This window comes from Rhizobium cerradonense, assembly GCF_030182455.1.
GTDB lineage: Bacteria > Pseudomonadota > Alphaproteobacteria > Rhizobiales > Rhizobiaceae > Rhizobium.
This window is the reverse complement of record NZ_JAQJCK010000017.1, coordinates 101860-124105: the sequence shown is the minus strand read 5'-3', so window position 1 is coordinate 124105 and position 22246 is coordinate 101860. Positions and strand designations below refer to the sequence as shown.

16 protein-coding genes and 1 pseudogene are annotated in these 22246 nt (G+C 59.0%); 9 read left to right on the top strand and 8 right to left on the bottom strand.

Annotated elements, in window-relative coordinates:
• Positions 1-179 precede the first annotated feature (179 nt).
• Both PH547_RS27580 and PH547_RS27575 read right to left on the bottom strand, forming a co-directional pair.
• Positions 180-983 (bottom strand): N-6 DNA methylase, encoded by an 804-nt coding sequence (locus tag PH547_RS27580; RefSeq protein ID WP_112411171.1) that lies wholly within the window; start codon positions 981-983, stop codon positions 180-182.
• Between the two features lie 535 nt (positions 984-1518).
• Positions 1519-3438 carry a ParB/RepB/Spo0J family partition protein gene (locus PH547_RS27575; protein WP_112411172.1) on the bottom strand — a complete coding sequence of 640 codons (1920 nt, stop codon included), beginning with the start codon at positions 3436-3438 and terminating at the stop codon, positions 1519-1521.
• A gap of 479 nt (positions 3439-3917) precedes the next feature.
• Between PH547_RS27575 and PH547_RS27570 the strand changes: the two genes are divergently transcribed.
• From PH547_RS27570 to PH547_RS27560, 3 genes and pseudogenes are all read left to right on the top strand, one after another.
• Positions 3918-4511, top strand: a complete 594-nt coding sequence (locus PH547_RS27570; protein ID WP_112411173.1) for a DUF6088 family protein — start codon at positions 3918-3920, stop codon at positions 4509-4511.
• Positions 4504-5372, top strand: a pseudogene (locus PH547_RS27565) (nucleotidyl transferase AbiEii/AbiGii toxin family protein). The gene PH547_RS27570 and the pseudogene PH547_RS27565 overlap by 8 nt, the downstream one beginning before the upstream one ends.
• Before the next feature lie 253 nt (positions 5373-5625).
• Positions 5626-6042, top strand: coding sequence for a RidA family protein (locus tag PH547_RS27560; protein ID WP_162701041.1), 417 nt, complete (start codon positions 5626-5628; stop codon positions 6040-6042).
• Positions 6043-6241: 199 nt separating this feature from the next.
• Here PH547_RS27560 and ligD read toward each other — a convergent pair whose 3' ends face one another.
• Entirely contained in the window at positions 6242-7285 is a 1044-nt protein-coding gene (ligD, locus tag PH547_RS27555) for a non-homologous end-joining DNA ligase (protein WP_112411175.1), read from the bottom strand.
• Between the two features lie 258 nt (positions 7286-7543).
• Here ligD and PH547_RS27550 point away from each other — a divergent pair, with 258 nt between their 5' ends.
• The 3 genes from PH547_RS27550 to PH547_RS27540 all read left to right on the top strand — a co-directional run bounded on the left by PH547_RS27550 (position 7544) and on the right by PH547_RS27540 (position 8682).
• A complete protein-coding gene (locus PH547_RS27550) occupies positions 7544-7762 on the top strand; it encodes a hypothetical protein (RefSeq protein ID WP_112411176.1) in 219 nt (72 codons plus the stop codon).
• Entirely contained in the window at positions 7755-8342 is a 588-nt protein-coding gene (locus tag PH547_RS27545; protein ID WP_112411177.1) for a hypothetical protein, read from the top strand. Before PH547_RS27550 ends, PH547_RS27545 begins: the two co-directional genes overlap by 8 nt.
• A gap of 136 nt (positions 8343-8478) precedes the next feature.
• A complete protein-coding gene (locus PH547_RS27540; RefSeq protein ID WP_112411178.1) occupies positions 8479-8682 on the top strand; it encodes a CsbD family protein in 204 nt (67 codons plus the stop codon).
• A 70-nt stretch (positions 8683-8752) separates the two neighbouring features.
• Here the strand turns inward: PH547_RS27540 and PH547_RS27535 are convergent, their stop codons facing one another.
• The 3 genes from PH547_RS27535 to PH547_RS27525 are packed head-to-tail and all read right to left on the bottom strand — an operon-like array spanning position 8753 to position 14197.
• On the bottom strand, positions 8753-12013 hold the full coding sequence (locus PH547_RS27535; protein WP_112411179.1) for an error-prone DNA polymerase: 3261 nt from the start codon (positions 12011-12013) through the stop codon (positions 8753-8755).
• Complete coding sequence (locus tag PH547_RS27530; RefSeq protein ID WP_112411180.1) at positions 12010-13524, bottom strand: Y-family DNA polymerase; 1515 nt, start codon at positions 13522-13524, stop codon at positions 12010-12012. Before PH547_RS27530 ends, PH547_RS27535 begins: the two co-directional genes overlap by 4 nt.
• Positions 13439-14197 carry an ImuA family protein gene (locus PH547_RS27525; protein ID WP_112411181.1) on the bottom strand — a complete coding sequence of 253 codons (759 nt, stop codon included), beginning with the start codon at positions 14195-14197 and terminating at the stop codon, positions 13439-13441. Before PH547_RS27525 ends, PH547_RS27530 begins: the two co-directional genes overlap by 86 nt.
• 287 nt (positions 14198-14484) lie before the next feature.
• Between PH547_RS27525 and PH547_RS27520 the strand changes: the two genes are divergently transcribed.
• Positions 14485-15258: an SOS response-associated peptidase gene (locus PH547_RS27520; RefSeq protein WP_112411209.1), complete on the top strand. Its 774-nt coding sequence runs from the start codon at positions 14485-14487 to the stop codon at positions 15256-15258.
• A gap of 327 nt (positions 15259-15585) precedes the next feature.
• Positions 15586-16560 carry a 3'-5' exonuclease gene (locus tag PH547_RS27515; protein WP_112411182.1) on the top strand — a complete coding sequence of 325 codons (975 nt, stop codon included), beginning with the start codon at positions 15586-15588 and terminating at the stop codon, positions 16558-16560.
• A 169-nt stretch (positions 16561-16729) separates the two neighbouring features.
• Here the strand turns inward: PH547_RS27515 and PH547_RS27510 are convergent, their stop codons facing one another.
• The gene (locus tag PH547_RS27510) at positions 16730-17551 is read right to left on the bottom strand and encodes a hypothetical protein (RefSeq protein ID WP_162701040.1); all 822 of its coding nucleotides are present in this window, start codon (positions 17549-17551) and stop codon (positions 16730-16732) included.
• Positions 17552-17658: 107 nt separating this feature from the next.
• The gene (locus tag PH547_RS27505; RefSeq protein ID WP_112411184.1) at positions 17659-18039 is read right to left on the bottom strand and encodes a DUF2513 domain-containing protein; all 381 of its coding nucleotides are present in this window, start codon (positions 18037-18039) and stop codon (positions 17659-17661) included.
• Between the two features lie 40 nt (positions 18040-18079).
• On the opposite strand from PH547_RS27505, the gene PH547_RS27500 reads away from it, so the two are divergent.
• Positions 18080-22141, top strand: a complete 4062-nt coding sequence (locus PH547_RS27500; protein WP_112411185.1) for an NACHT domain-containing protein — start codon at positions 18080-18082, stop codon at positions 22139-22141.
• Positions 22142-22246 lie beyond the last annotated feature (105 nt).

The following is a 22246-nucleotide window of genomic DNA, read 5'->3' as shown; positions in this document are numbered from 1 at the left end:
CCTCCGCTCCTTGCGCTCCGTTTTTCATGGGCGGGCGGGGAGTTCCGAGGGGTGGGGCGCCAGGGGCACCCCTCGCCCTGTCCCGCGTCGCTTCGATAGCGGCTCGGGCCAGGCAAGCGGCGGAATCGACATTGACATGGCGAGGGCCGGATATGGCCTCCGCCTCGCAATGGTCCGGATTAGAAAAGCCTGAACTGACCGGTCTTTTCGACATCAAAGGAAGGTGCTTTTGGCTCGGCGGATTGCGCACGATCATATTTGGGTGCTACGGCGTTTGACATCGGTGGAGCCCCCTTCCCTTCCCGCTCGACTCTGCAGAGCTTCGCATTCCAGCCGCCCATGACGTGCGCCAATGTATGCCACTCCTCGTGGAACGTCATTGCCAGGCTGTCGCCGACGAGAACCGTTGCAGGGATATGCAAAAGCGAAAACTGGATATACGCCATGTGAACCGCGCGGCGATCGATATCCACGGCGGTGACATGAAGGTGCCGCTGGTAGTTAAAGCCGGCGTCCCGTATGGCCTCTGCCAGCGCGACGATCATAGCGCCGCTTCCAACGGCGGGCTCCTGCGCGATCAGGAAGCCGCGTCTTTCCATGGCCCTGCTGACCTCCTCCTTGCCGCCAGCAACCATGAGTGCCATCATTCGGCAAACGGTGTAGGGTGTGAAGAACTGCCCGCGCGCCTTGTTGTGTAGCTCGAGCGCATGGAACGTCTCCCCGAGGATATCCTGCGGCGCGCCCTCCATCGCCATCGTGACTTCCGCGAGGATGTGCGCAAAGGTCTCAATGGTCTGGCGGTCATAGTTTCTGAGGATTTCGAGATAGCGCGCTTCGCGCCTCTCGAAATGCATGAGATCGACGGCATTGCTCATCGAAATAGCCGCGCATTCACACCAGTCGGAAAAGACCGAATAGAGGTCGTGCTTGTAACGGCAGGTCTCGAAAAGTTTGACGATGGTATTGAGGCGGCAATTGTTCATGGGATGGCCTTGAAAGCTTAAGTTGATCCGTGAAGCGGCTTGCTGGTCCTGCAAAGGCAGGGCGCCGCTCCTGCCTTCCGGGGCCGCGAGAGTGGTGGGTTGGAAGGGGAAAACGGACTTCGCGGGGAACCGCCTGCACGGAGCAATGGCGTTGCGGAGGAAGGTGGGCGGAAGGCTGTTTGGGGGAGAGAAGGGCGAAGCCCTCGGCCCCCTGCCCTTCGAAATTGCGACGGAAGGCGTCCGTCAGCGCCCGCCGAGGCTTGACGCCGCGGCGGGCGCTCTCTGCGCTAACGTTCGCGCTCTGCGATATGCTTGATGAAGCTTGGCGGCAGGTCGAAAGCCTTGAGGGCGGCGTTCAAAGTATCCTGTACATCGCTCCAGCTTCATCACCGGCGAGGTAGGCGCGGATGAGCTTGCAGCAGATTTCAGTGGCAAGCGCCGGGTCAGGAGTTTGATCGAATATCGGATTTATCGATTGCAAGGGAGGAACCGGCCGCGCTAGCGGAGCGCGACCGGCTGGCTGGCAAGGGCGGGACTATTCCGCTGCCACGGGCAGGGATCGCGCATCGGCCTCGACTTCGCCGTTCGGATCGACAGCAATCCGAACCGGCGCCGGGAGCCAACCCGAACCCTTGATCTTCCGTTCTGCGATAAGCACAGCCTCGGCTTTCTTGGATGCCGAAGAGATCGCAAGGACGGCTTCCGGTCCCTTCGCTTCCAGAACAGCCTGCTCGATCCCGCGACGATTGACGTGGTTGAAATAGCTGTCGGCGGTCGTCTCGAACCAGTTCGTCATATCGACCTTGAGGGCACGGCCAAGCTGGTTTGCCTGCTCGATACCGTTCCGCCGGTCGGTGAATTTTACCTGCACCGCGTTGACGGCATGGGCGGCAGCGTAAGCCAACAGCGACAGAAGCTCCTCGCGGCTCTGCCCAAGGCACCAGTCGAATAGATCGGCGGGATTGCCGGGAATTTTGTGCCCGTAGTTCTCCTGCATGCTCTCGAAGGCCACGCATGCCGCGCAATCTTCCGGCTGCTTGATCCATTTGCCCATGCGCTCATGAGTGAGCGACACCTGCAGTGCACTCTGCTCGGACGCGTAGCCGCCGTAGCTGATGCGCAGCAGCATGGCGTGAACCACGGCGGCCAAGGCCACATCGGGATTGTTCGCCAGTTCCACACGCAAGGCGGCGGTCTTCTTCGCGGTCAGAACCTCGATCAAGGATTGGGAGGGCGTGAACGTCGGAATGCTCTCGCCTGCTTCGACGGCTCCAGTATTGGCATCGTCCGTTGCGTTATCGCTGTCGTCGTCCTGTGCTTCCTCAGCTTCATTGCCGTCCCTGACGATGCCAAGCGCGGTTTCCGGTTTGCCATAGCGGTTGATGAACACCACAACGCCGCTGCGCGCCATGTCGTCGGACCGATAAATCTCCTTCTTTGCGGAGATTTCGTCCAGACGTTTGTCGATGTCAGCGATACGCTGATCTGCGCTCTCGTCTGCAGCATCGTTGTCGATCAGTTCGACGAGATCGTCGTGTTCATCAACAAGCGCGTCATATTCGGCCTGATCCTCGGCAGAAAGCTCCACGTCTTCCGGGTAGATGCGTGGTCTGTCGAAAATCCAGTCCGGACGTTCGAAGGCAGTCTCCACCCATTTCCAACCCTGCTCGCGATAAGGCGCTGCAACCTCTTCCAAACGGTCCGAGACGAGCCTGTCGAGCAAGGCGACATCAAGGGCGTAACCGCCGCCCTGCTCATCGAAGAGATCGCGGCGCACCGCTCCGCCCGCCTGTTCATAGGCATCCAGCCCGTCGATCAGCAGGACGCGCCTGTCGGTGCTCGCAACTTCGCCAGTTACCAGATTGGACTTGATCCGGTGCGCCTGCCGATCCCATTGAGGCAGGTTTTCCCAGACCTGTTCCTGCCGTTCATGGTCGTCGGAAACTGTGAAGGCGGAAAGCTGCTCAAAGGTCATCTTTCCCTCACGGTGAAGTTCAAGCAGCTTGGGGGATACCTTGGCCAGTGCCAGACGGCGGCGCACGATGATTTCGCTCACGCTGAAATGGGCGGCAATATCGGCGATGGACTTGCCCTCCGCCGCCATGACCGAGAACGCCTCGAACTGGTCGACCGGGTGCATGTCCTCGCGAAAGATGTTTTCCGAAAGGCTGATTTCGGTCGCCTGCGAGCCATCGCGGACCTTGCATTCGACCGGGTGGTCCTTTGCGATCTTCCCCTGCTCCATCAGCATCAGCAGCGCCCGCCGGCGGCGTTCGCCGGCCGTCACAAAATAACGCCCGCGCTTGCCGCCGGCCCGCACGACAAGGTTTTGCAGAACCCCTTCTGCATCAATGTTGGCGGCAAGCTCGGCCAGTTTCGCAGAGCTGTATGTCTTGCGGACGTTCTTGGGGTCGGCGTCCAGCTTGTTCAGTTCAATGATGATAGTCGTCGTCATGGCTTCGATCTCCTGAGTTCGCGTTGCTTCGGGTTGTTCAGAACCCGCTGTGGCGAAGCCTTCTTCCTTTGGTCCGAAGGACGTGCTCACACGTCCTCGGGACGAAGGGAGGGGGCGGAAGCCCGCTCCCGGTAGGGCGAAGATCCGGTCATGGGTCGGACGGGGGAAAAAATCGGAAGGTTCGGCGCGAAGCGGTGAAAGCCTATTTTTTCGACGGCCGACAGCGCCCTCGGGCGCGCTTGCCCATTGGCCTGATCTTCGCCCTATCGTAAGAGCGGCAATGTGATGGAAGAGAAGCGCCTCCGCCTCGAAGCGGATGCTCCCTGCAGATGTGAGCACGCCGGCGTGCTCCCGATCTCTCGCGCAGTCCAGCCTGGGAACCGGGTGTGAGCGGCTGCATAGGTTCTCTTAGGCAGCACTGACTGGCTGACTTGCAGAGTGTCAGAAACTTGCATATATTTCTGACAGGAGAAAAGCCAATGCAACGACTGACATCTCAAATTCTTAGCTATGCCGAGCAATTGCCGGAGGGTACGGCTCTGTCCGCAAAAAGCCTGCTGCATCTCGGAAACCGGGCTGCGGTAGACCAGGCTCTGTCGCGGCTGCATGAGCGGGGAGAACTGGTCAGGGCCGGGCGTGGTATCTACATGAAGGCCATCAAAAGCCGGTTCGGGAGCAGGCCGCCCACTGTCGAGCAGGCTGTCGAGGCAGTCGCACACCAGCGGGGCGAGGTCATCGTTTCGAATGGAGCGGCGGCGGCCAACGCCCTTGGGCTCACGACGCAGGTTCCGGTTCGCTCCATCTATTTGACCTCTGGCCGCAGCCGGACAATGAGTGTCGGAAGCCAAAAGGTTGAGTTCAAGCACGTCCCTCGCTGGCAGTTGTCGCTCGCCGGCCGGCCGGCCGGCGTCGCCGTGCGCGCGCTTGCCTGGCTGGGGCCGGAGAAAGCAGAAGAGGCTCTTTCGAGCATCAAGCGGAAACTGCCGCCCGAGGCGTTCAACGAGCTTGTCGCTGCAGCACCTCAGTTTCCGACTTGGCTCGCACGAAGTGTCGGAAAAGCAGTCCATGGCTGATCAGTTCTTCGAATTATCGATCGACGACAGGCGTGAGGTTCTCGCCATTGCATCAGACCGATCGAGGCGCCCCACCTCACCTACGATATTCGCGCGCTTGCCCCTGATCTTGTTGGGGACAACGAAGAAGCACTCCCGAAAACCCGTAGCGAGGAAAAGCGCTGGTCGAGCGAGGTGCGACGACGACTACCGATCTGGGTAACCGACACGGTTGCACTGATCATCGGCGTTGAACTTGAGAAGCAATCGCTGCCCGCAGAGATTCGGATCGATGGCGACAGGCTTTACATCGACTATCAGGCCATCAGTTCAGGATCTAGTTATGTCGCGCCCAGCGTCATGTTGGAGTTCGGAGCCCGTTCAACTGGAGAGCCAGCCAGCCTTCGAGATATCGCCTTTGACGCGGCCGGTCTCGTTGAGGGGGTCGAGTTCCCGACGGCTAGCCCGAAAGTGATGCATGCCGAACGGACTTTCTGGGAAAAGGCAACTGCGATCCATGTCTTTTGTCTGCAGGAGCGGCTGCGGGGCGATCGCTTTTCACGTCATTGGCATGACATCGTACGCCTCGACGACATTGGCCTGGCAGACAGCGCAATCTCCGACTGCGAACTCGCAAACGCGGTCGCGAAGCATAAGTCGATGTTTTTCGCGGAGAAAGCCGCCGACCGATCGCCGATTGACTACGAGACAGCGGTAAACGGCAAGCTGCTGCTAACGCCGGCCGGTGAAGGACAGAAAGCCCTCAGGGAGGACTACGCCAGGATGGTGGACGACGGTCTTCTTTTCGATGACGCCGAAACGTTTGACGAGTTGCTCGAGCGATGTGCTGCCATCTGCAAAAAGGCAAACGCCGCAGCCTAGCAAATACTCGAGGAATTTTCGAATGGCAGAGCGGGGGTCGTTTGCGGGAGGGGGCGCAATCCTACGATAGCGATAGCCGTATGCGGAACGTTGATTGCGACATGGATTTTGAAACAGAAACTCCCTCGCCTGAATGGTATTTCCACCTGTATCACAAACCGCCGTTTGCGATAAACTGATAGAGATTTCTAGCTTTTGCATAAACGTACGATTCTATCCCGTCCCGCAAGTGACCAAAAATTTTGAGGGTTTGATGACTGATAAAGGAAGTGCAATCCAACGTCTAAACCCGCCGGAACTGGGGTCACCACCGGGTTATTCGCAGGTAGTGGATGTCAAGGCGAGCCGGCTAATCTTCATCGCAGGTCAGACTGCACTCGACCGAGACGGCGCATTGGTTGGCAAAGACGACTTCACCGCCCAAGCCGATCAAGTTTTTCACAACCTGAGTGAGGCCCTCAAGGCTGTCGGCTGCGATGCAAGCCACCTTGTGAAAATGACAGTCTTTCTCCGAGACGTAGGTGATCTCGGCGCATATCGCGAGAGCCGCAACCGGTTCTTCACCACGGTAACGCCTCCAGCAGCGCCTGCTGTCACTTTGGTTGAAGTTTCAAAGCTCTATGGGGCAGACTTTTTGATCGAGATCGAAGGCATCGCCGCCGTCGCCTGATCTGCTGGTCATGTTTTTCCGTTTAGATCGAAACACGTAAATCTCTCACCAGCGAATATCATCTGCCAACGCCCTAGCGTAGGATTCCCTCCCGCAAACGCCCCCGAGTGCGCCATGTCGAGAGAAGAGTTCTTCGCATTGGTATGGTGGACAGACCGCCATGCAGCGCTGGCGAACCTCATGTTGATCGCTCCGCGCTTCATCGCGGTAGACGATAGACGTCGGCATTGTCCTGCCGCTCCCGGAGACCTTTATACGAAGCGTGACGCAGTTTGCCGTCATCGGTCCAGGCACGATACTCGATCTCGGCGATCAGTGTTGGCTGAACCCAGACGACGCCGCGCTGTTTCAGCGCGATCGGCGCCCGCGCAGTCTTGAGTTTGTCCAGATCTTTGCGAAGCCTCGTGGCATCACGTTCATTAAAGCCCGTCCCCACATTGCCGACGTAGATGAGATCGTCCCCTCTATAGGCAGCGAGAAACAAATTGCGGATCCCGCCGTGTGCAACAGCAGATGGTTCATAGCCGACGATGAAAAAGCTGTCGCTCTGGACGCATTTCACCTTGATCCAGTCACCGGTACGACCGGAGCGATAAGGCCGCTCACGGTTCTTGGCGATGATGCCCTCCAGACCATAGGCACATGCGGCAGCGAGAAGTTCCTCACCATCGGCTTCGACCGCCTCGGAGAGTTTTATGACGCCGGCATGATCGGGGAGAAGCCCGTCTAGGATCTGCCGGCGCTCGGCGAGATCCAGCTTCATAAGGTCGTGTCCATCGAAATAGAGCAGATCGAAAGCATAGAAGATCGCCTCATCCGCCCGGCGATGCCCGCCCCTTCCCCCAAGGGCACGCTGAAGGGCGCTGAAGCTCGACTTGCCCTCGTCATCCAGGACGACAGCCTCACCATCGAGGATCATCGTCGTGCCGAAGTCGGCCGCCTCCTTGGCGATCGTCGGAAAGCGATCAGTCCAATCGTGCCCTCCACGGGTAAGAATGCGCACATGGCTGGGTTCAACATGGACCGCGAGCCGATAACCATCCCACTTTATCTCATAGAGCCACTGCGGCCCTTTCGGAACTTCCGACTTCAGAAGCGCTAGCGCCGGCTGGATCCGCTCCGGCATTGGATCGAGCGGCAATTGCGGTTGGTCTGGATCACGAGCTTTGCGCGCCCGGCTTCGCAGCGGCATTTCCGAGGCGGTGAGAAGGGGTTTGGATGACTTACGCGGGGACTTCGTCATGGAAAACAGTGCAACAGAGAAAGCTTGGCGAGTCGAGTCTTTCCTCACTCTGGCAACTCAGCCACTGCGGCTGGTAAGCCGGAATCGCAGGCGTTCCTCTCCAGCTCCCAACGGAATGGATGGGCTCTTGACTCAATCCAAAATGAGAACATAATAAGAACATACTGACAGAAGCGATCGCCGGTCGCGCAGTTCCATATCGACAACTCAGCAGTTCGAACCCCCGTGATTTCAGGGGTGCAGGAGACGTATTGCCTCATGATAGCCGCAGCCACTCAAACAGATGAACCGCAATTCGATCAGGTCGCATCGGCGCTCGACCTATTCGATGGCGACGCCCGCGCCACGATCGGCGCTCTGCTCGCCGAGCTGCAGTTCGTCCGCAAACAACTGGCCCTCTGCGAGGCTGGAATGAGCGTCGGCTTTACCCGCGGCTGGGTTCCAAGTTTCGAAAGCGAAGGAGGAAGCAATGTTTGAATATTCGAGAGATCCACGACCGAGAGACGGCGTTCTCACCATAAGCCAAGACGAAGCGCAGGCGCTTTATGATTTCGTCGGCTATTTGGGCCGGCATGCCTTCGATACGTTCGGAGACGATCGGCCCGGCTTCCGTGGCAAGTCGCCCGACATGCTTCGCCATCTCGACAGGATGCGCGACCTGCTGGAAAACGTCATGGACTACCCGACCTTGGACGAGGAACTTTGCTGGGACGAGCCGAAGCCGCTCGCGACGGACGAGGTTCATGGCTTACTGCTGACGGAGATCGGCAATCGGCCCGGCATACGGTTTCTCGAGATCGCGGTTTACTGGAACGACGACCACAGATGCTTCGGGACGCTTCAGCTTGCCGTCGATGACGAGGCCGGCGAAACCTGCGGTCTGTTCGAGGTCGAGGATCTTGCCGGCGAGCAGGTCAGTTGCGGTCCCGGCTGGTCCCAATCCGGCACCGATCTCGACGAGACGATCCGTATCTTCATCAGAGCCTTTCCGATGCAGCAATTGGAAGCGCGGAACGAAGATTGCATCAACGAAATGCTTGCCGCAAAAGTCGCCTGACCGTTAGCCAAGAACGACGCAGGTACATCCGAAATCAATCCGGAAGATACGACGTGGTGCGATGACCGACGCTTAGAACTGAACAATTCGTATCTTCGGGCATTGATCCTTGGTAATCCGAAAAGGAGGAATTGCCATGGATTGGAATCGCGTCGAAGGCAACTGGAAGCAGGTTAAGGGCAAGGTCAAGGAGCAGTGGGGTAAGCTTACCGACGACGACCTTGATCAAATCGCCGGCAAGCGAGATCAGCTCGAAGGTAAGATCCAGGAGCGCTACGGCCTTGCAAGGGACCGCGCCAAATCCGACGTGGACGATTGGTATGGCCGTCAGACCTGGTAAGAAGTTGAACGGGCCGGCCTAGCCGGTCCTTTCGCGAGGATCGCGACTTAGCTCAAAGGCCATCTCGTGATCACTGAAAATCCCTACTCTTCACCTTCAGCCTCTCGATAAGCCGATCCGGCTCATAAATCTCCCGCACCTTCATGACAGCCCGCTCCCGCGAATCCGGACTGCCAGGCGTGCCATGCGCGAACTCATCCCCACGACCGGTCGGTAGCTTGAACGCCTCATCGCGATCGGCAAGACCGGACAGATCGCTAGTGAGATCGAAGAGCTGCTGGGCGACGAGATGCACGACCTCCCCTTCCCGCTGGATGCGGCCATTGATCGCCATCATCGAGGATCCAAGCACGATGCGCCGGCGCCGCTCGAACAGCGTCGGCCAGACGACGACATTGGCCGGTCCGGTCTCATCCTCGACGGTCAGGAACATCACGCCCTTGGCCGAACCCGGTTTCTGGCGCACGAGCACGAAACCCGCCGCCATCAACCAGCGGCCGTCCCGAGATGACATCGCCTGCTGGCAGGTGACGATATTGCGGGCGGTGAGATCCCGGCGCAGGAAGGCCAGCGGATGCTGGCGAAGGGTAAGCCCGGTATGGCTATAATCCTGGATGACGTTATGTCCTTCGGTCATCTGGCGGAGCTGGACTTCCGGCTCCCGCTGCTCGGCGATCGTTTTCTGCTCACGCTCGGCGGCCGCGGCAAACAGCGGCAAGGGCTCGTCGCGCAGCGCTTTGATCGCCCAGAGCGCATCGCGGCGCTGCAGATTGAGGGACGGCAGAAACGCGTCCGCCTCGGCAAGTTCGACCAGGGATGCCGCCGGCACGCCCGACCGACGCCAGAGATCATCGACGCTCTCGAATGGCTGGTCGGCCCGCGCTGCGATGATGCGGGCTGCATCGACTTGAGCGAGACCATAGACCATGCGCATGCCGAGGCGCACGGCATGACGGTCGCTGCCTTCGACCGGCTCCAGCGTGCAGTCCCAACGCGAGCGATTGACGCAGACGGGCCGGACCTCGACACTATGCTTGCGGGCATCGCCGACGATCTGCGCCGGCGCATAAAAACCCATGGGCTGTGAGTTCAGGAGGGCCGCGCAGAAGGCGTCGGGATAATGGCATTTCACATAAGCTGAGGCATAGGCGATCAGGGCGAAGCTGGCGGCATGGCTTTCCGGAAAGCCATAGGAGCCAAAGCCTTCGAGCTGCGAAAAGGTCTTTTCGGCAAATTCCGGCGTATAGCCGTTCCGGACCATGCCGGAGACGAGCTTTTCCTTGAACTTCGAGACACCGCCGGTGAACTTGAAGGTCGCCATGGATTTGCGCAGCTGATCGGCCTCGCCGCCGGTAAAGCCCGCGCAGACCATCGCCACCTTCATGGCGCTCTCCTGGAAGAGCGGCACGCCAAGGGTCTTGCCGAGAACGGCCTCTAACTCGGGGGTCGGATACTCCACAGCTTCCTTGCCCTCGCGCCGGCGCAGATAGGGATGGACCATGTCGCCCTGGATCGGACCGGGCCGGACGATCGCGACCTGGATGACGAGATCATAGAAGGTGCGCGGCTTCATCCTGGGCAGCATCGACATCTGGGCGCGAGATTCGATCTGGAAGGTGCCGAGCGTGTCGGCCTTGCGGATCATCGCATAGGTCGCAGGATCTTCCTGAGGGATTTGAGTGAGATCGAGATCCAGATGCTTGTGGTCGTGGATCAAGGCGAACGCCTTGCTCATGCAGGTGAGCATGCCGAGCGCCAGCACATCAACCTTCATGAACTTCAATGCCTCGACATCGTCCTTGTCCCATTCGATCACCTGCCGGTCGGCCATGGATGCCGGCTCGATCGGCACGAGATCGTCGAGCCGGTCGTGGGTGAGCACGAAACCGCCGGGATGCTGGCCGAGATGGCGCGGCGCGCCCATCAACTGCTGCGCCAGCGTCAAGGTCAGCGCAAGCCGGCGATCCCCCGGATTGAGGTTGAGCTCGCGAAGCCCACGATCGGTCACCAGCTCCTCAGACCACGACCACATGCCCGAGGACAGCGACTTGATCACGTCCTCGGGCAGGCCGAGCGCCTTGCCGACATCGCGGATCGCCCCTTTTGCGCGGTAGCGCGTCACCGTCGCGCAGAGAGCCGCCTTGTGATGGCCATAGGTCTTGTAAATCCACTGGATCACCTCCTCGCGCCGCTCGTGCTCGAAATCGACATCGATGTCGGGTGGCTCGTCGCGCTCCTGGCTGACGAAACGCTCGAAGAGCAGATTGTTGGTCTCGGGATCGATGGAGGTAATGCCGAGGATATAGCAGACGGCCGAGTTGGCCGCCGATCCTCGCCCCTGGCAGAGGATACCCTGCGAACGAGCATGGCGGACGATCGAAAACACTGTCAGGAAATAGGGGGCGTAGTTCATGGTGCGGATGAGATCGAGCTCGTGCCGGATCACCTTCAGCACCGATGGCGGCAAGCCCTCGGGATAGCGGTTCGGAATGCACTCCCAGACATAATGCTCCAGGGATTGCTGAGCATTCTTGCCGGGTACGATCGCCTCCTCCGGATATTGGTAGGTTAGTTCCTCTAGCGAGAACCTGCAGCGCTCGACGATCTCGAGCGTGCGGGCGAGTGCTTCGGGATAGCGCGGAAAGAGACGCGCCATTTCTTCCGGAGGTTTGAGATAGCGATCGGCATGCCGCTCGCGTTCGAAGCCGATATCGTCGATGGTGGTGTTGTTGCGAATGCAGGTAACGATATCCTGCAGCTGCCGGCGTGACGGCTCATGGAAGAGGACGTCATTGGTAACGACGGTTCGAACCTTGAAGCGTGCTGCAAGATTGGAGAGCTCATGCAGCCGCAGCTGGTCATTCGGCCGCCGGCGCAGGCAGAGCGACAGATGGGCGCGATCGCCGAAGATTTCTGCCATTTTTCGAAGCTGTAAGGCACATGTCTCGTCGGCGAGATCCGGCACCAGAATGCCGATTAGGCCCTCGGCATAAAGAGCGACGTCTTCGAGATGCAGGATGCAGTTGGCCTTGCCGCCGCGGCTCTTGCCGAGGGTCAGCAGCCTGGTGAGGCGGGAATAGGCGACGCGATCGGTGGGATAGACGAGGATCGACATGCCATCGGCCAGATCGAGGCGACAGCCGACGACAAGCCGCAGGCCCGTTGCCCGCGAAGCTTCGAGCGCCCGGACGATCCCGGCCAGCGAATTGCGGTCGACGATCCCGAGCGCGCTGATGCCCAGCGCCTTGGCCGTCCGGAACAGCTCGTCGGCCGACGACGCGCCGCGCAGGAAGGAAAAATGACTAGTGACCTGCAGCTCGGCGTAGCTCATGCGAAGATCCCATGGCAAAACCAGCGATGTGAGCCCGTGGCCGCATCGACACCATCACCGGAGCGGAAGATCCACAGCCGCTCGCCGGTCTCGTCCTCGATCACGAAATAATCCCGGACCGCATCGAATTCGGAATTTTTGGTCCACCATTCCCCGAAAATGCGCTCCGGCCCATCGGCGCGTCTGACCCGCCGGCGCTTGCCGCGCCAGGTGACGGAGACGGGCGGATGATCCGGCAGCAGCGCGATGACGTCGATCGGTTCCGGCCGCGCCATGAGCCGCACCGGCCGCGGCCAGTGATGCACCCAGGTTTCCGTGACGTCTTCAGCTGCCGCCGAGATCCGCCGGACGCTGCGCTCGGGGACATCGGATGCGACCGGCGCGATGCGATAGACGCGCTGTCCGCGATTGCCGAAGGTATCGATCAGTGGCGTGATGTCCTGATCTTTCTCGTCGACCAAAGACGATCGCTGCTCCTCGGCAAGCGGTTCAGTCATGACGGCAATGAGCGTCAGCTTCTCGATGCCGAAGCCGGGCTCGATCTTTTCCGTTCGATCGCGAAACAGCTTTGTCAGCCAGGCGACATCGCGGGCCGGTTTGGCGGTGCCGGCACGGATCGCCTGCCTGCTGCCATCAACCTTTTCGACGATGAGGTCGGTGCGGCGAACACCGAGCCCCTTGCGCTGCAGTTCCGCGACCAGCCGGACGAGGAGACGGCCGACATATTTGTCGATCGTCTCGGCAGCACCAATCGGTTCGGCAAAGGCTCTGACGACCTCGATCCAGTCCGGCGCCCGGATCGGATCGATCGGTTCGGCTATCCGGCCGAACATCTGGTCGAGGCGTCGGCCGATCTCGGGACCGAAGCGCAACGCCAGCGGCGCCCGCGGCGTTGCCGATAGTTCCCCGATGGTCTTGAAACCGAGCGTGCGGAGACTGGTGACGATTTCCGGCGATAGCCGCAGCAGCGAGATCGGCAGCCGTTCGACGGCGCGAGCGGTCTCTCCAGCGGGAATGATGACGACCTCGCGACGGGTGGCGCGGGCACAGGCATGGGCCGCACCCCATGTATCGGCGATCGCGGCATGGACGGTCAGCCCCCTCGCCCGGAAGCGGTTGACGATGCCGGTCAGCATGGGAGCCTCGCCGCCCTGCAGGTGATCGGCGCCTTCCGTATCCATGACGATACCGTCCGTGCCGTCGACGGCGACGATCGGGGAATATTGCGTGAGGGCCCAGAGCGCGATCCGCTCGAGTGCTTCCGCATCGGCAGTTGGATCCGCATCGACGAACTGCAGATCCTGCACCATGGCCTGCGCCTTGGCGGCCGGCATGCCAACCCGAATACCGCATGCCTTAGCCTTTGCATCGGCCGCGGATACAAAACGCTTGGAGCCGCTCCTGGCAATCAGCAGCAGCGGCCTGTCAGGCGATAATTCTGCTTTCTGATCCATCCGCCTGATCCGCTCGATCGGCAGGTCCGGCAGATAGATGGATACGACCCGTGGCATCGCACGCTCCCACGATAAACTCAGCGCACTCACCCGCCTTCACTCTCATCAGTTCGAGCAGCCATCGCGGCCGCCCGACACCTGGAACCGGCAAGTCCTCCGATGGCAGGACGCTCACCCGCCACCTGGTCGTCGACGCCGTCGGCTGCCCGAAATCCGAGGCCTCCACCTGCCTCCGCCAACGCCGGACCACGAGGCCCATCGTGCCGGTCTTTTCCGCCGCCAGCTGCAGGCGGCGGGAGGAAACCATCGGCAGCCGCACGACCTCGCCGACGACGGCGCCAAGGCCACCGAAGGCCAGCGCCTCTTCCATGGAGGCGAGAACGTCCTCCTCGCGGTCGGCCTCGACGAAGATGACACGATCCGGGTGCAGGCCGGCCTGCGCCAATGCCGGAAAGAACAGATCCGGCCTTGTCAGGCACCAGACGATCTTGCCCCTGGTGCGCGCGGCAATGCCGGCGACAAAGAGGGCCGCGGCGGCACCATCGACGACCCCTACCCTGCCGCCTGCGAATTCGTGCACGGCGCCATAGGCAAGGCCTCCACCCGGCAGCACCGCATCGATCTCAGCCACACCGAAGGCCAGACAGCCGCTCCTCCTGCCCGCGTTCCCTTGCAGTAACGCAATGCGGTCCTTCAGATCGGATATCACCCTGTTACGGGCAGCAGTCATCATTCACGTCCTTTACAAGGTCGCGTTGGTATCGACGTCATGTCGGTCAAGTGTATATGTTCACTAAATGTTCCATGTCGGTTTGCAAGTCAAGCAACCCGAAATAGGAATATTATCCCTCTATTTTAGTGGACTTTAAGATTCGCATTGGGAATCATGGACATGACTTCGGCGGGGCACGGACGAAGCTTTGGAAAAAGTTTCGAAGCTACTCCGCCGATCGCCGCCGATTGGCATTCCGGCGCTTCGTCGGCTACCATATCAGCCTGCTTCAAGGGAGATGGAGCGTGTGCAACTTATACCGCATGGAAGACAAGGACTGGGTGAACAAGTGGGCTCAGGATGCCGAGAGCCTGATCAACCTGATGCCGGCCTATCAGATGAACCCGGACCAGATGGGACCGATCTTCCGCAACACCGCGGACGGGAAAAAGCAGCTCGTCCATGCCCGCTGGGGTCTTCCCTCCCCGCGGTTCGCCCTTGAGAAACTGGCGCAGGCCAAGGCCGAGAAGCTGCGGGCCAAGGGCAAGGACTTTGACTTCGACCAGCTGCTGCGCGAGCAGGTCGACCGCGGCGTCACCAATGTCCGCAATCTGAAGCTTGCCCACTGGCGGCGCTGGTTCGGCATTGAGAACCGCTGCCTTGTCCCCGTCACCAGCTTCGCCGAGCCCGATCCGGCAAGCCAGGAGGCAGGCGGCAATGTGCCGAATGCTTGGTTTGCACGAGACGAAAGCAAGCCGCTGATGTTTTTTGCCGGCATTCATGTTCCGCAATGGACCTCCGTGCGCAAGGTCAAGGACGGGTTCACGACCGACGATCTCTATGGGTTCCTGACGACCAATGCGAACAATCTGGTCAAACCGATCCACGACAAAGCCATGCCAGTGCTCCTGCTGACCAGGGAAGAAACCGATATCTGGATGACAGCGCCTTGGGATGAAGCGAAGGATCTTGCACGGCCATTGCCGGATGATGCGCTGATCGTCGCGTCTCAGGAGCCCTATGGATCGACCATCGTTACCAAGGAAGGCGAGCTGGTCAGCCCATCCGACTTGCTATAACGGCGGCGTTTCAGCGGCTCAATGAACAGACAGCTGCTCGGATAAGAGGAGTTCATGCACGGCCGCATCCACGATCTCCGTCAGTCTCCGCCAACCGTAGAGGTTCCGCTCGCTCACCCGTTCCTGGATCGCGGCCAGCATCCAACCGGCTGCAGAGCTTTCGCCACCTCCGTACGTGCCAGTAGACGATCACGCAGTTCGAGCGAAGTTCTCTCCTAGCCCTTTATTCGCAATATTCCGTGGGTATAGCTCGCCGGACCTATCGAAAGCTTCTCATCCGCTGAAAGACACCTTAGATTCGCGCTGATCATTTTCGTCGGATGGGCCATGACCTCTCAGCTGGACATGTTTTCGGAGAATCCGCAGTCCGTTCGCAGAACGTTAGCGCCAAGCCTGCGTGCTCGGCAGGACGGCTCCGCTCCCGACGAAGCCGAGATGGTGCGGATCCTGCAAGCAACCGGCCGCTACCAGATTCTGAGAAAGCTCGAAGCTCGCTCGATCGCCGCCAGTCCAAGGCCTGGCTATCCGCTCCGGGGCGTCATCCTTGATACCGAGACGACCGGGCTTGATGCGAGAAAGGACGAGATCATCGAAATCGGCCTGATCGCCTTCAGCTTCAATGAGGACGGCGAGATCGGCGATGTCACCGGCATCTATGGCGGGTTGCAGCAACCGAGCATCCCGATCCCGGCCGATGTCACCCGGCTGACCGGCATCACGGACGCCATGGTCCTCGGCCAGATGATCGACATGCCGGCGGTGCGTGCGCTCATCGAGCCGGCCGATCTCGTCATTGCCCACAATGCCGGCTTCGATCGGCCCTTTTGCGAGGCCTTTTCTTCGATCTTTGCCCGCAAGGCTTGGGCGTGCTCCAATTCCGAGATCGATTGGAGTGCCAGGGGCTACGAGGGAACCAAGCTCGGCTATCTCATCAACCAGAGTGGTTATTTTCATATCGGACACCGCGCTGTCGACGACTGTTTCGCACTGCTGGAGGTGCTGGCGCTCTCTAAGGGGGATAATGATCAAACACCCTTTGCGGAGCTTTACCAGGCAAGCCAGCGTTCCCGCGTGCGCATCTTCGCGGAGAACTCACCCTTCGATCTCAAGGACCGGCTGAAGGAACGAGGCTATCGCTGGTCTGACGGAAGCGACGGCCGGCCGAAATCGTGGTGGATAGAGATCGTCGAAGAGGTCCTGGAAGACGAGCTTCGCTTCCTGCGAACCGAGATCTACGGCTGGGATGCCGACCCGCCTGTCCAGCATTTGACGGCATTCGACCGGTTCAAGGGGCGAAGATAGTTCTTTAAACTCTTGAAGGGATCTGAACTAACGACCCTTTCGGGTTTCGTTACAATTCAACAATTTAGCGTTTCCGGGCGGCATTCGCTGTGATCATCGTATCAGCAAATGCCACTTACCGGTTTGTAAGTTGAACGTTGCCGTCAAACCGGCGAGTTCTGCGAAAGATTCAATCGTCATCGCGCCGACAGTATTTTCGCTCAGGCAGCTTTGAGAAGTCCACCGGCGGGCGCCTCTTGCCCCCGATTTCGAACCACCGCCGCTGCCGGAGGCGGGCGGAAATCAATCTCAGCCCCATCAGATGTGCGACGGCCGTCGGCGAGAGACCATTGTCGAACAGACGATAACACACTTCTTGTCCTCGCTTTGTCAGGCGACCATCATCATACTGATTTGCCGGATGACGCGGATCTGTCTCTTCATTTTCGATAACAACAGACCGAATCTCCTGGTTCAGGATACCGATCTGATGCTGCCTCACGCGCCATTGCTTCGCAATTTTCCGGCGGAGGAGCTTGATCTCCCTCAGGAAGACCTGTTCGGCACTACGGAATTGAAGCCCATCAAAACTGACAGTTCCGATATAATGATGCGTTCTCTGCCGCTCATCCAGTAATTTCAGGAAATGCTGCAATCGCTCAACCGCCTCATAGTCATAGCGGGCGAAGCTATCAGGCACGAATGCCAGAGATCGGCGGACAGAACGTTCCGTTGTGATATCAGCGACAAGCTCGTGGATATCGTGACCGACATTGTTGCGGTAGTCGATAAGGCGCCTGATTTCGGCCTTCTCTTCAGCCGCCAGTGCGCCGTCAGCTTGGAGCGCATCCAGACATTTTCCGACTGGATTCTTTGTTCCCTTCGGCACGCGTTCCGGCCGCCCTGTCAGAGCCATAAATCTGTCGGTCCTCTGAATGAGCGACAGCACCTTTGCTTTGAGCTGCTCGGCATAGAAAAGCACCAAAACCATCTGAGCCGAGCGCAACTTCAATAGATTCTGTTCCAGCGCTGGCAGACGTGATCCTAGAGGGTCGAGAAAGTTTGGTTCGTGCATCTTCAGCCAATAATGTTTTGGTGGGAAACGGGGTGAGGTGCGCTTTAGAGTGTGATGCCAGTGCGCTCTTCAATTTGTTTTTTGATGAAGCCCTTGGCGAGATCTTGCAGAAGATCGAGCGTGAAGCCTTTTGCAGACAGTGCGCCCTCCTTCGTCTTTTTCCAGATCTCTGGATCTCTCACGGTGTCCAAGAAATCATGTCCAGCCCAAGTCAGCCGGGTCGGCACGATGTGGTCAAATGCATATTGATCGTCCGGAACTACATCACCGTCTATTAGCCTGGCTTCCAGAAGCAATCGCAGATGCTCGGCGATTACTTGCGGCGCTCGATCCCCCGCTTCGATTTCAACATCGCCGCCGAGGCCTTGATCGAATTCCTCGATCTGCAATAGGAGATCCCGCACCAAATCCATATCGCGCTTCAAAGCTGTCCTCCAAATGTTGTTGAGAAAAGAGGCTTCTCGGTTGATCGATCAGCGCAACAAATACTACCGTAGATACATGATCAAAACACCGCTAGACAGACGCATTGCCGTGGTGCTTGAGGGTGAGACCGTCGAACTTCACCTCAGCGCCTTACGCGGCATGCCTTATGTGGTCTTGCTTGGCGAGCCAGGAATTGGAAAATCCACGGCGCTCGAATATGAGGCGAGTCAGGAGGGTTGCGAGCTTCTGACCTGCCGCGAAGCGATGAACGGGATCCCGATTGCGGCCGGCTCCACCGCGTATCTCGACGCGCTGGACGAATATCGTGCCGGAGAAAATGGCAAGGACAAACTTTTACAACTTGCCAACGCAATCACACAAAGCGGAGTCGAGCGTTGGCGCTTGACCTGCCGCGCGGAAGATTGGCGTGAGGCTGCCGACATGCTCGCTATGCGGCGAGCCGCAAAAAACCAGCCAATCGCCGTTGCGCACCTTCTGCCGCTCGACGATAGCGAGGCGGAGATCGTTTTATCCAGCTTGGGCGAAGCATATCCGGAGCGGTTCCTATCGGAGGCACGCGCTCGCGGAGCTGGAGCTTTCCTTGAGAATCCCTTGAGCTTACGCCTCCTCCATTCGGTTGTGGTATCCGGCGGGGTATGGCCGAGCACCCGATTTGAGCTGTTCGAACGTGCCATTTATGCACTTGCTCACGAGCATGATCCACAACGCGTCAACGATCGGCGGCCGCCAGTCGATGAGATTATCGATGCAGCAGGACAGTTGTCATTCTACCTGCTTGCGGCCGGCGCCCGCGCACTTTGGCGCTCGAATGCGCTGGCCGTTGGATCTCATGCCAGAGATTTCGTTATCGTCCACTCGCTTCCGATCGAGCCCGAGTTGGCAGGTTTCTCCCTGGACACGGCGATTTTCCGAGGAGAGGGTCAAAGCTTTGAGCCGTCGCACAGAACAATCGCAGAATTTCTGGCGGGCCGATTCCTCGCACAGCGAGTTACCGGGCAGCTGAATGGCATCCTTCTTCCTTTGCGCCGGGCAACTGCGCTCATCACCAGCAACGATCAGAAGGCACCAAGCGAGCTGCGCGGTCTCTACGCCTGGTTTGCGGCGCATCTCTCGCAACGGGGTGACGAGAAGGGTGCTTTGAGGCTGATCGAGCGGGACGCGGCCACGACTCTTGCCTATGGTGACGCGGCCGCCTTTACCACGAATTGCCGCAGGGCAATCCTCGCCAACCTTGATCGCGACGACCCCTTTTTCATCTCCTCGCGGGATGCAATTACCGTATTTGGTGGCCTGGCTGGTGACGATCTCGTGCCGGATTTCCTATCGGTCCTCGACAATGAGGTCACAAGCCATCTGCAGCTTACGGTCCTCCAGGCTCTTGCCGACGGGCCGCCGTTGAAAGGAATGCAGGTCAAGCTGCATGAAATCGCACTTTCTCCATCCCGTCCGCTTTGGCAACGTCAGAGAGCCGCTGAGGCGTGGGTCAAAGGAAGCTCGGATACTGATACGGCAAGGCGCGCACTGATCGCCGAACTGTGTCAAACAACCAAAACCTATGATCAGATTTCCTTGCGAGCCGAGCTCTTGTCGGACATCCCCACGCGAGAGCTATCCCATCAGGAGATCTCTGACCTGCTTTCGGACCTCAACGACCTGCCGCCCGCCAAGGTAGGTGAGAGCGAGGAAAGTGGCAATCTGTTTTCGCTTCTTTCGAAGCTCAGGAAAGACCCTCGTCCCGATCTCTTCGATCAGCCAATCATCCGCAAGTCGACTGAAGAGCACGGCCTTAAGCCGGAAGTTCGGCACTTCATGCAGGTGGCTCTCGCCTATACGATCAACGACACCCGAGAAATCGGTGCGGAACGGCTATGGTCCTGGATCAGGAACACGCGCGACTACGAGTGGGATCGGCTCGAGGAGAAGCTTGCCAAGGCGATAGGCGCCTGGATCGATGTCGATAAGGAAAAGCGCGAACTTGAGCTTTTTACCGTCCTGCTGGAAAGCAGCCCCGCCGAGGAGGGGCCGTGGATGGCGACCAATCATTACATCACGATTGCCCGGAGGGTTCCCGACGACATTCTCATAGAGAATCTCCTCGATCTCGCTAGCAAGACTAAGGTCGGCCCTCGCCGCCGACGACTGTTCGAGGTTGCAGCCTATGCGGTTCGCAGTGAATCCCAATGGCCCATATGGGAGGGCCGCATCGTTTCGGCGCTCGAAAAGGAAGAGAACTTTTCAGACTTCATAGCGGATCTGCGCAAAGATCCGAACAAAAGCTGGAAGGAAAAGGAGGAAGAGCGAAAGGCAAACGAACTCGCGAAAACCGACGCAGCCAGAACCCACAATATCGCTTCCCTTGAACCGAATCTCAATGCGATCGCGGCCGGCAGAGAGAGCGAGTTTGGTGCGCTGAAATGGGCGTCCGAACTCTATCGGAACGCCGTAATCTCCAAAAAAGAAGATCCGCTTGCCAAGATCAAGCACTTCACCAACGCCCGGATCACCTCCGCCATCGCCGAAGGGTTTGTCCAGTTCGCAATCCGTACCGACATCAAGGTCGACGCCGGCGCCCTCGGTAAAGCTGAAGCGACCAACGGATCCTACGTCCAGGAATATGTTGTTGCGGCCGGGATTCACCAGGCGCTCCTCGCGGGAAGAGAGGAGGAGATCGGCGAATGCCCATCGGTTATCGCACTCGTTGCTCTTCGGCAAAACTACTTCAGCCGTGACGATCAGCCATCGCTCGCCACTTGGGGGGTGCAGCACCTTGCGCGCGATCCCGATAAAGGAACAGAGCAGATCCTTCGCTATTGGAATTCGGCGCTTGATGCCGGGGACCAGGATCTTGATGCGATCCACGATTTGGCTTCGTCGCAAGAGCGGGACTTTGTTTCTCGCTTGTTGAAGCGGTTCCTGCAGGAGCGCCCAAATTTGCCACACACGGCATTGCGGCAAGCCCTGACGGTGTCAGCGCCACTCTTATCGAGGATCGAGATGGGAGATCTCACCGAAAGTGCTCTCGCCGGAGAGTTGGATGATCAAAGTAGGCGGCTGTGGGAATCCGTCGTCCTTATACTCGACCCGGAAACCTTCCAAGCGTCCCACACGCACGAAGAAATTCGCACAGCGCTGCTTGCTCCAGACGGCGATCTCGTGAATCGATTGCATGAAATCTGCCTGCAGCCTGATCGGCTTGACCTGCTTCGGGTCTCCTCCCTGGCTGGAGTCTACCCATCGGAAGATCGAGATTGGGCGCGATCCGATGGCCCAAGCCACATTATCCGAGCGGCGATCATCCGTCTCAGTGCATCAAGTGATCCGGACACAGGCAAAAAACTGAAATCCCTCATCGCATCGTCTGATCGGAGCTGGCGATCGCTGTTGACACATGCAGCGGCAGAACACGCGCGTCTCATGCGCGACAACCTGTTTATTTCACCATCGGTTGCTCAGCTGAAAGCGGCTCTCGCTGGCGGCCCGCCGGCGAGCCCGGCGGACCTTGCCGCTGTCGTTCTAGAAGAGATTGAAAGGTACAAGAGTACGCTACGGACCGGCAGTGAAATGCCATGGAAGCGCTATTGGAATACGGACCGCAATGGCGCGGCCGTGAAGCCACAAATTGAAAACGAAGACCGGGATCGGCTTCTCGAACTATTCAAGGTTCGGCTAGAACGATACGGCATAATAGCCTCTATGCCCGAGGCCCGTCGCGGTGAAAACACCCGGGCAGACGTGCTTCTTCTCTCTCATGCAGGAAAGAACCTGCCGATCGAGGCAAAGCGCCATTACAATGCCGAACTATGGACTGCCGCCGAAGAACAGCTCGCTGGTTACGCCGCGGATGAAGGAGCCTTCGGCTATGGTATCTATCTCGTGTTTTGGTTCGGAGCTGAACATCGTTTACCCAAAAGACGCGACGCCAAAAAACCGCCTGCCAGCGCAGGAGAATTAGAGGCGATGCTGCGGTCCGACCTGCTTTCCGCAATGGAAGGAAAAATATCGGTCGTCGTTCTGGACGTTTCACGTCCGGAAACAGCGGAAAAGAAAAAGCCCACTCGGAACAAGAAGGCGCGCCCATGATCCAGTTCAACGATTGGTGTGATACCCCACAGACGCGCAATGGGCGCTCAAGCGAGACCTCAAAACACCACCGTAACGAGCAACCGTGAAAATAGAAAGCGTCGA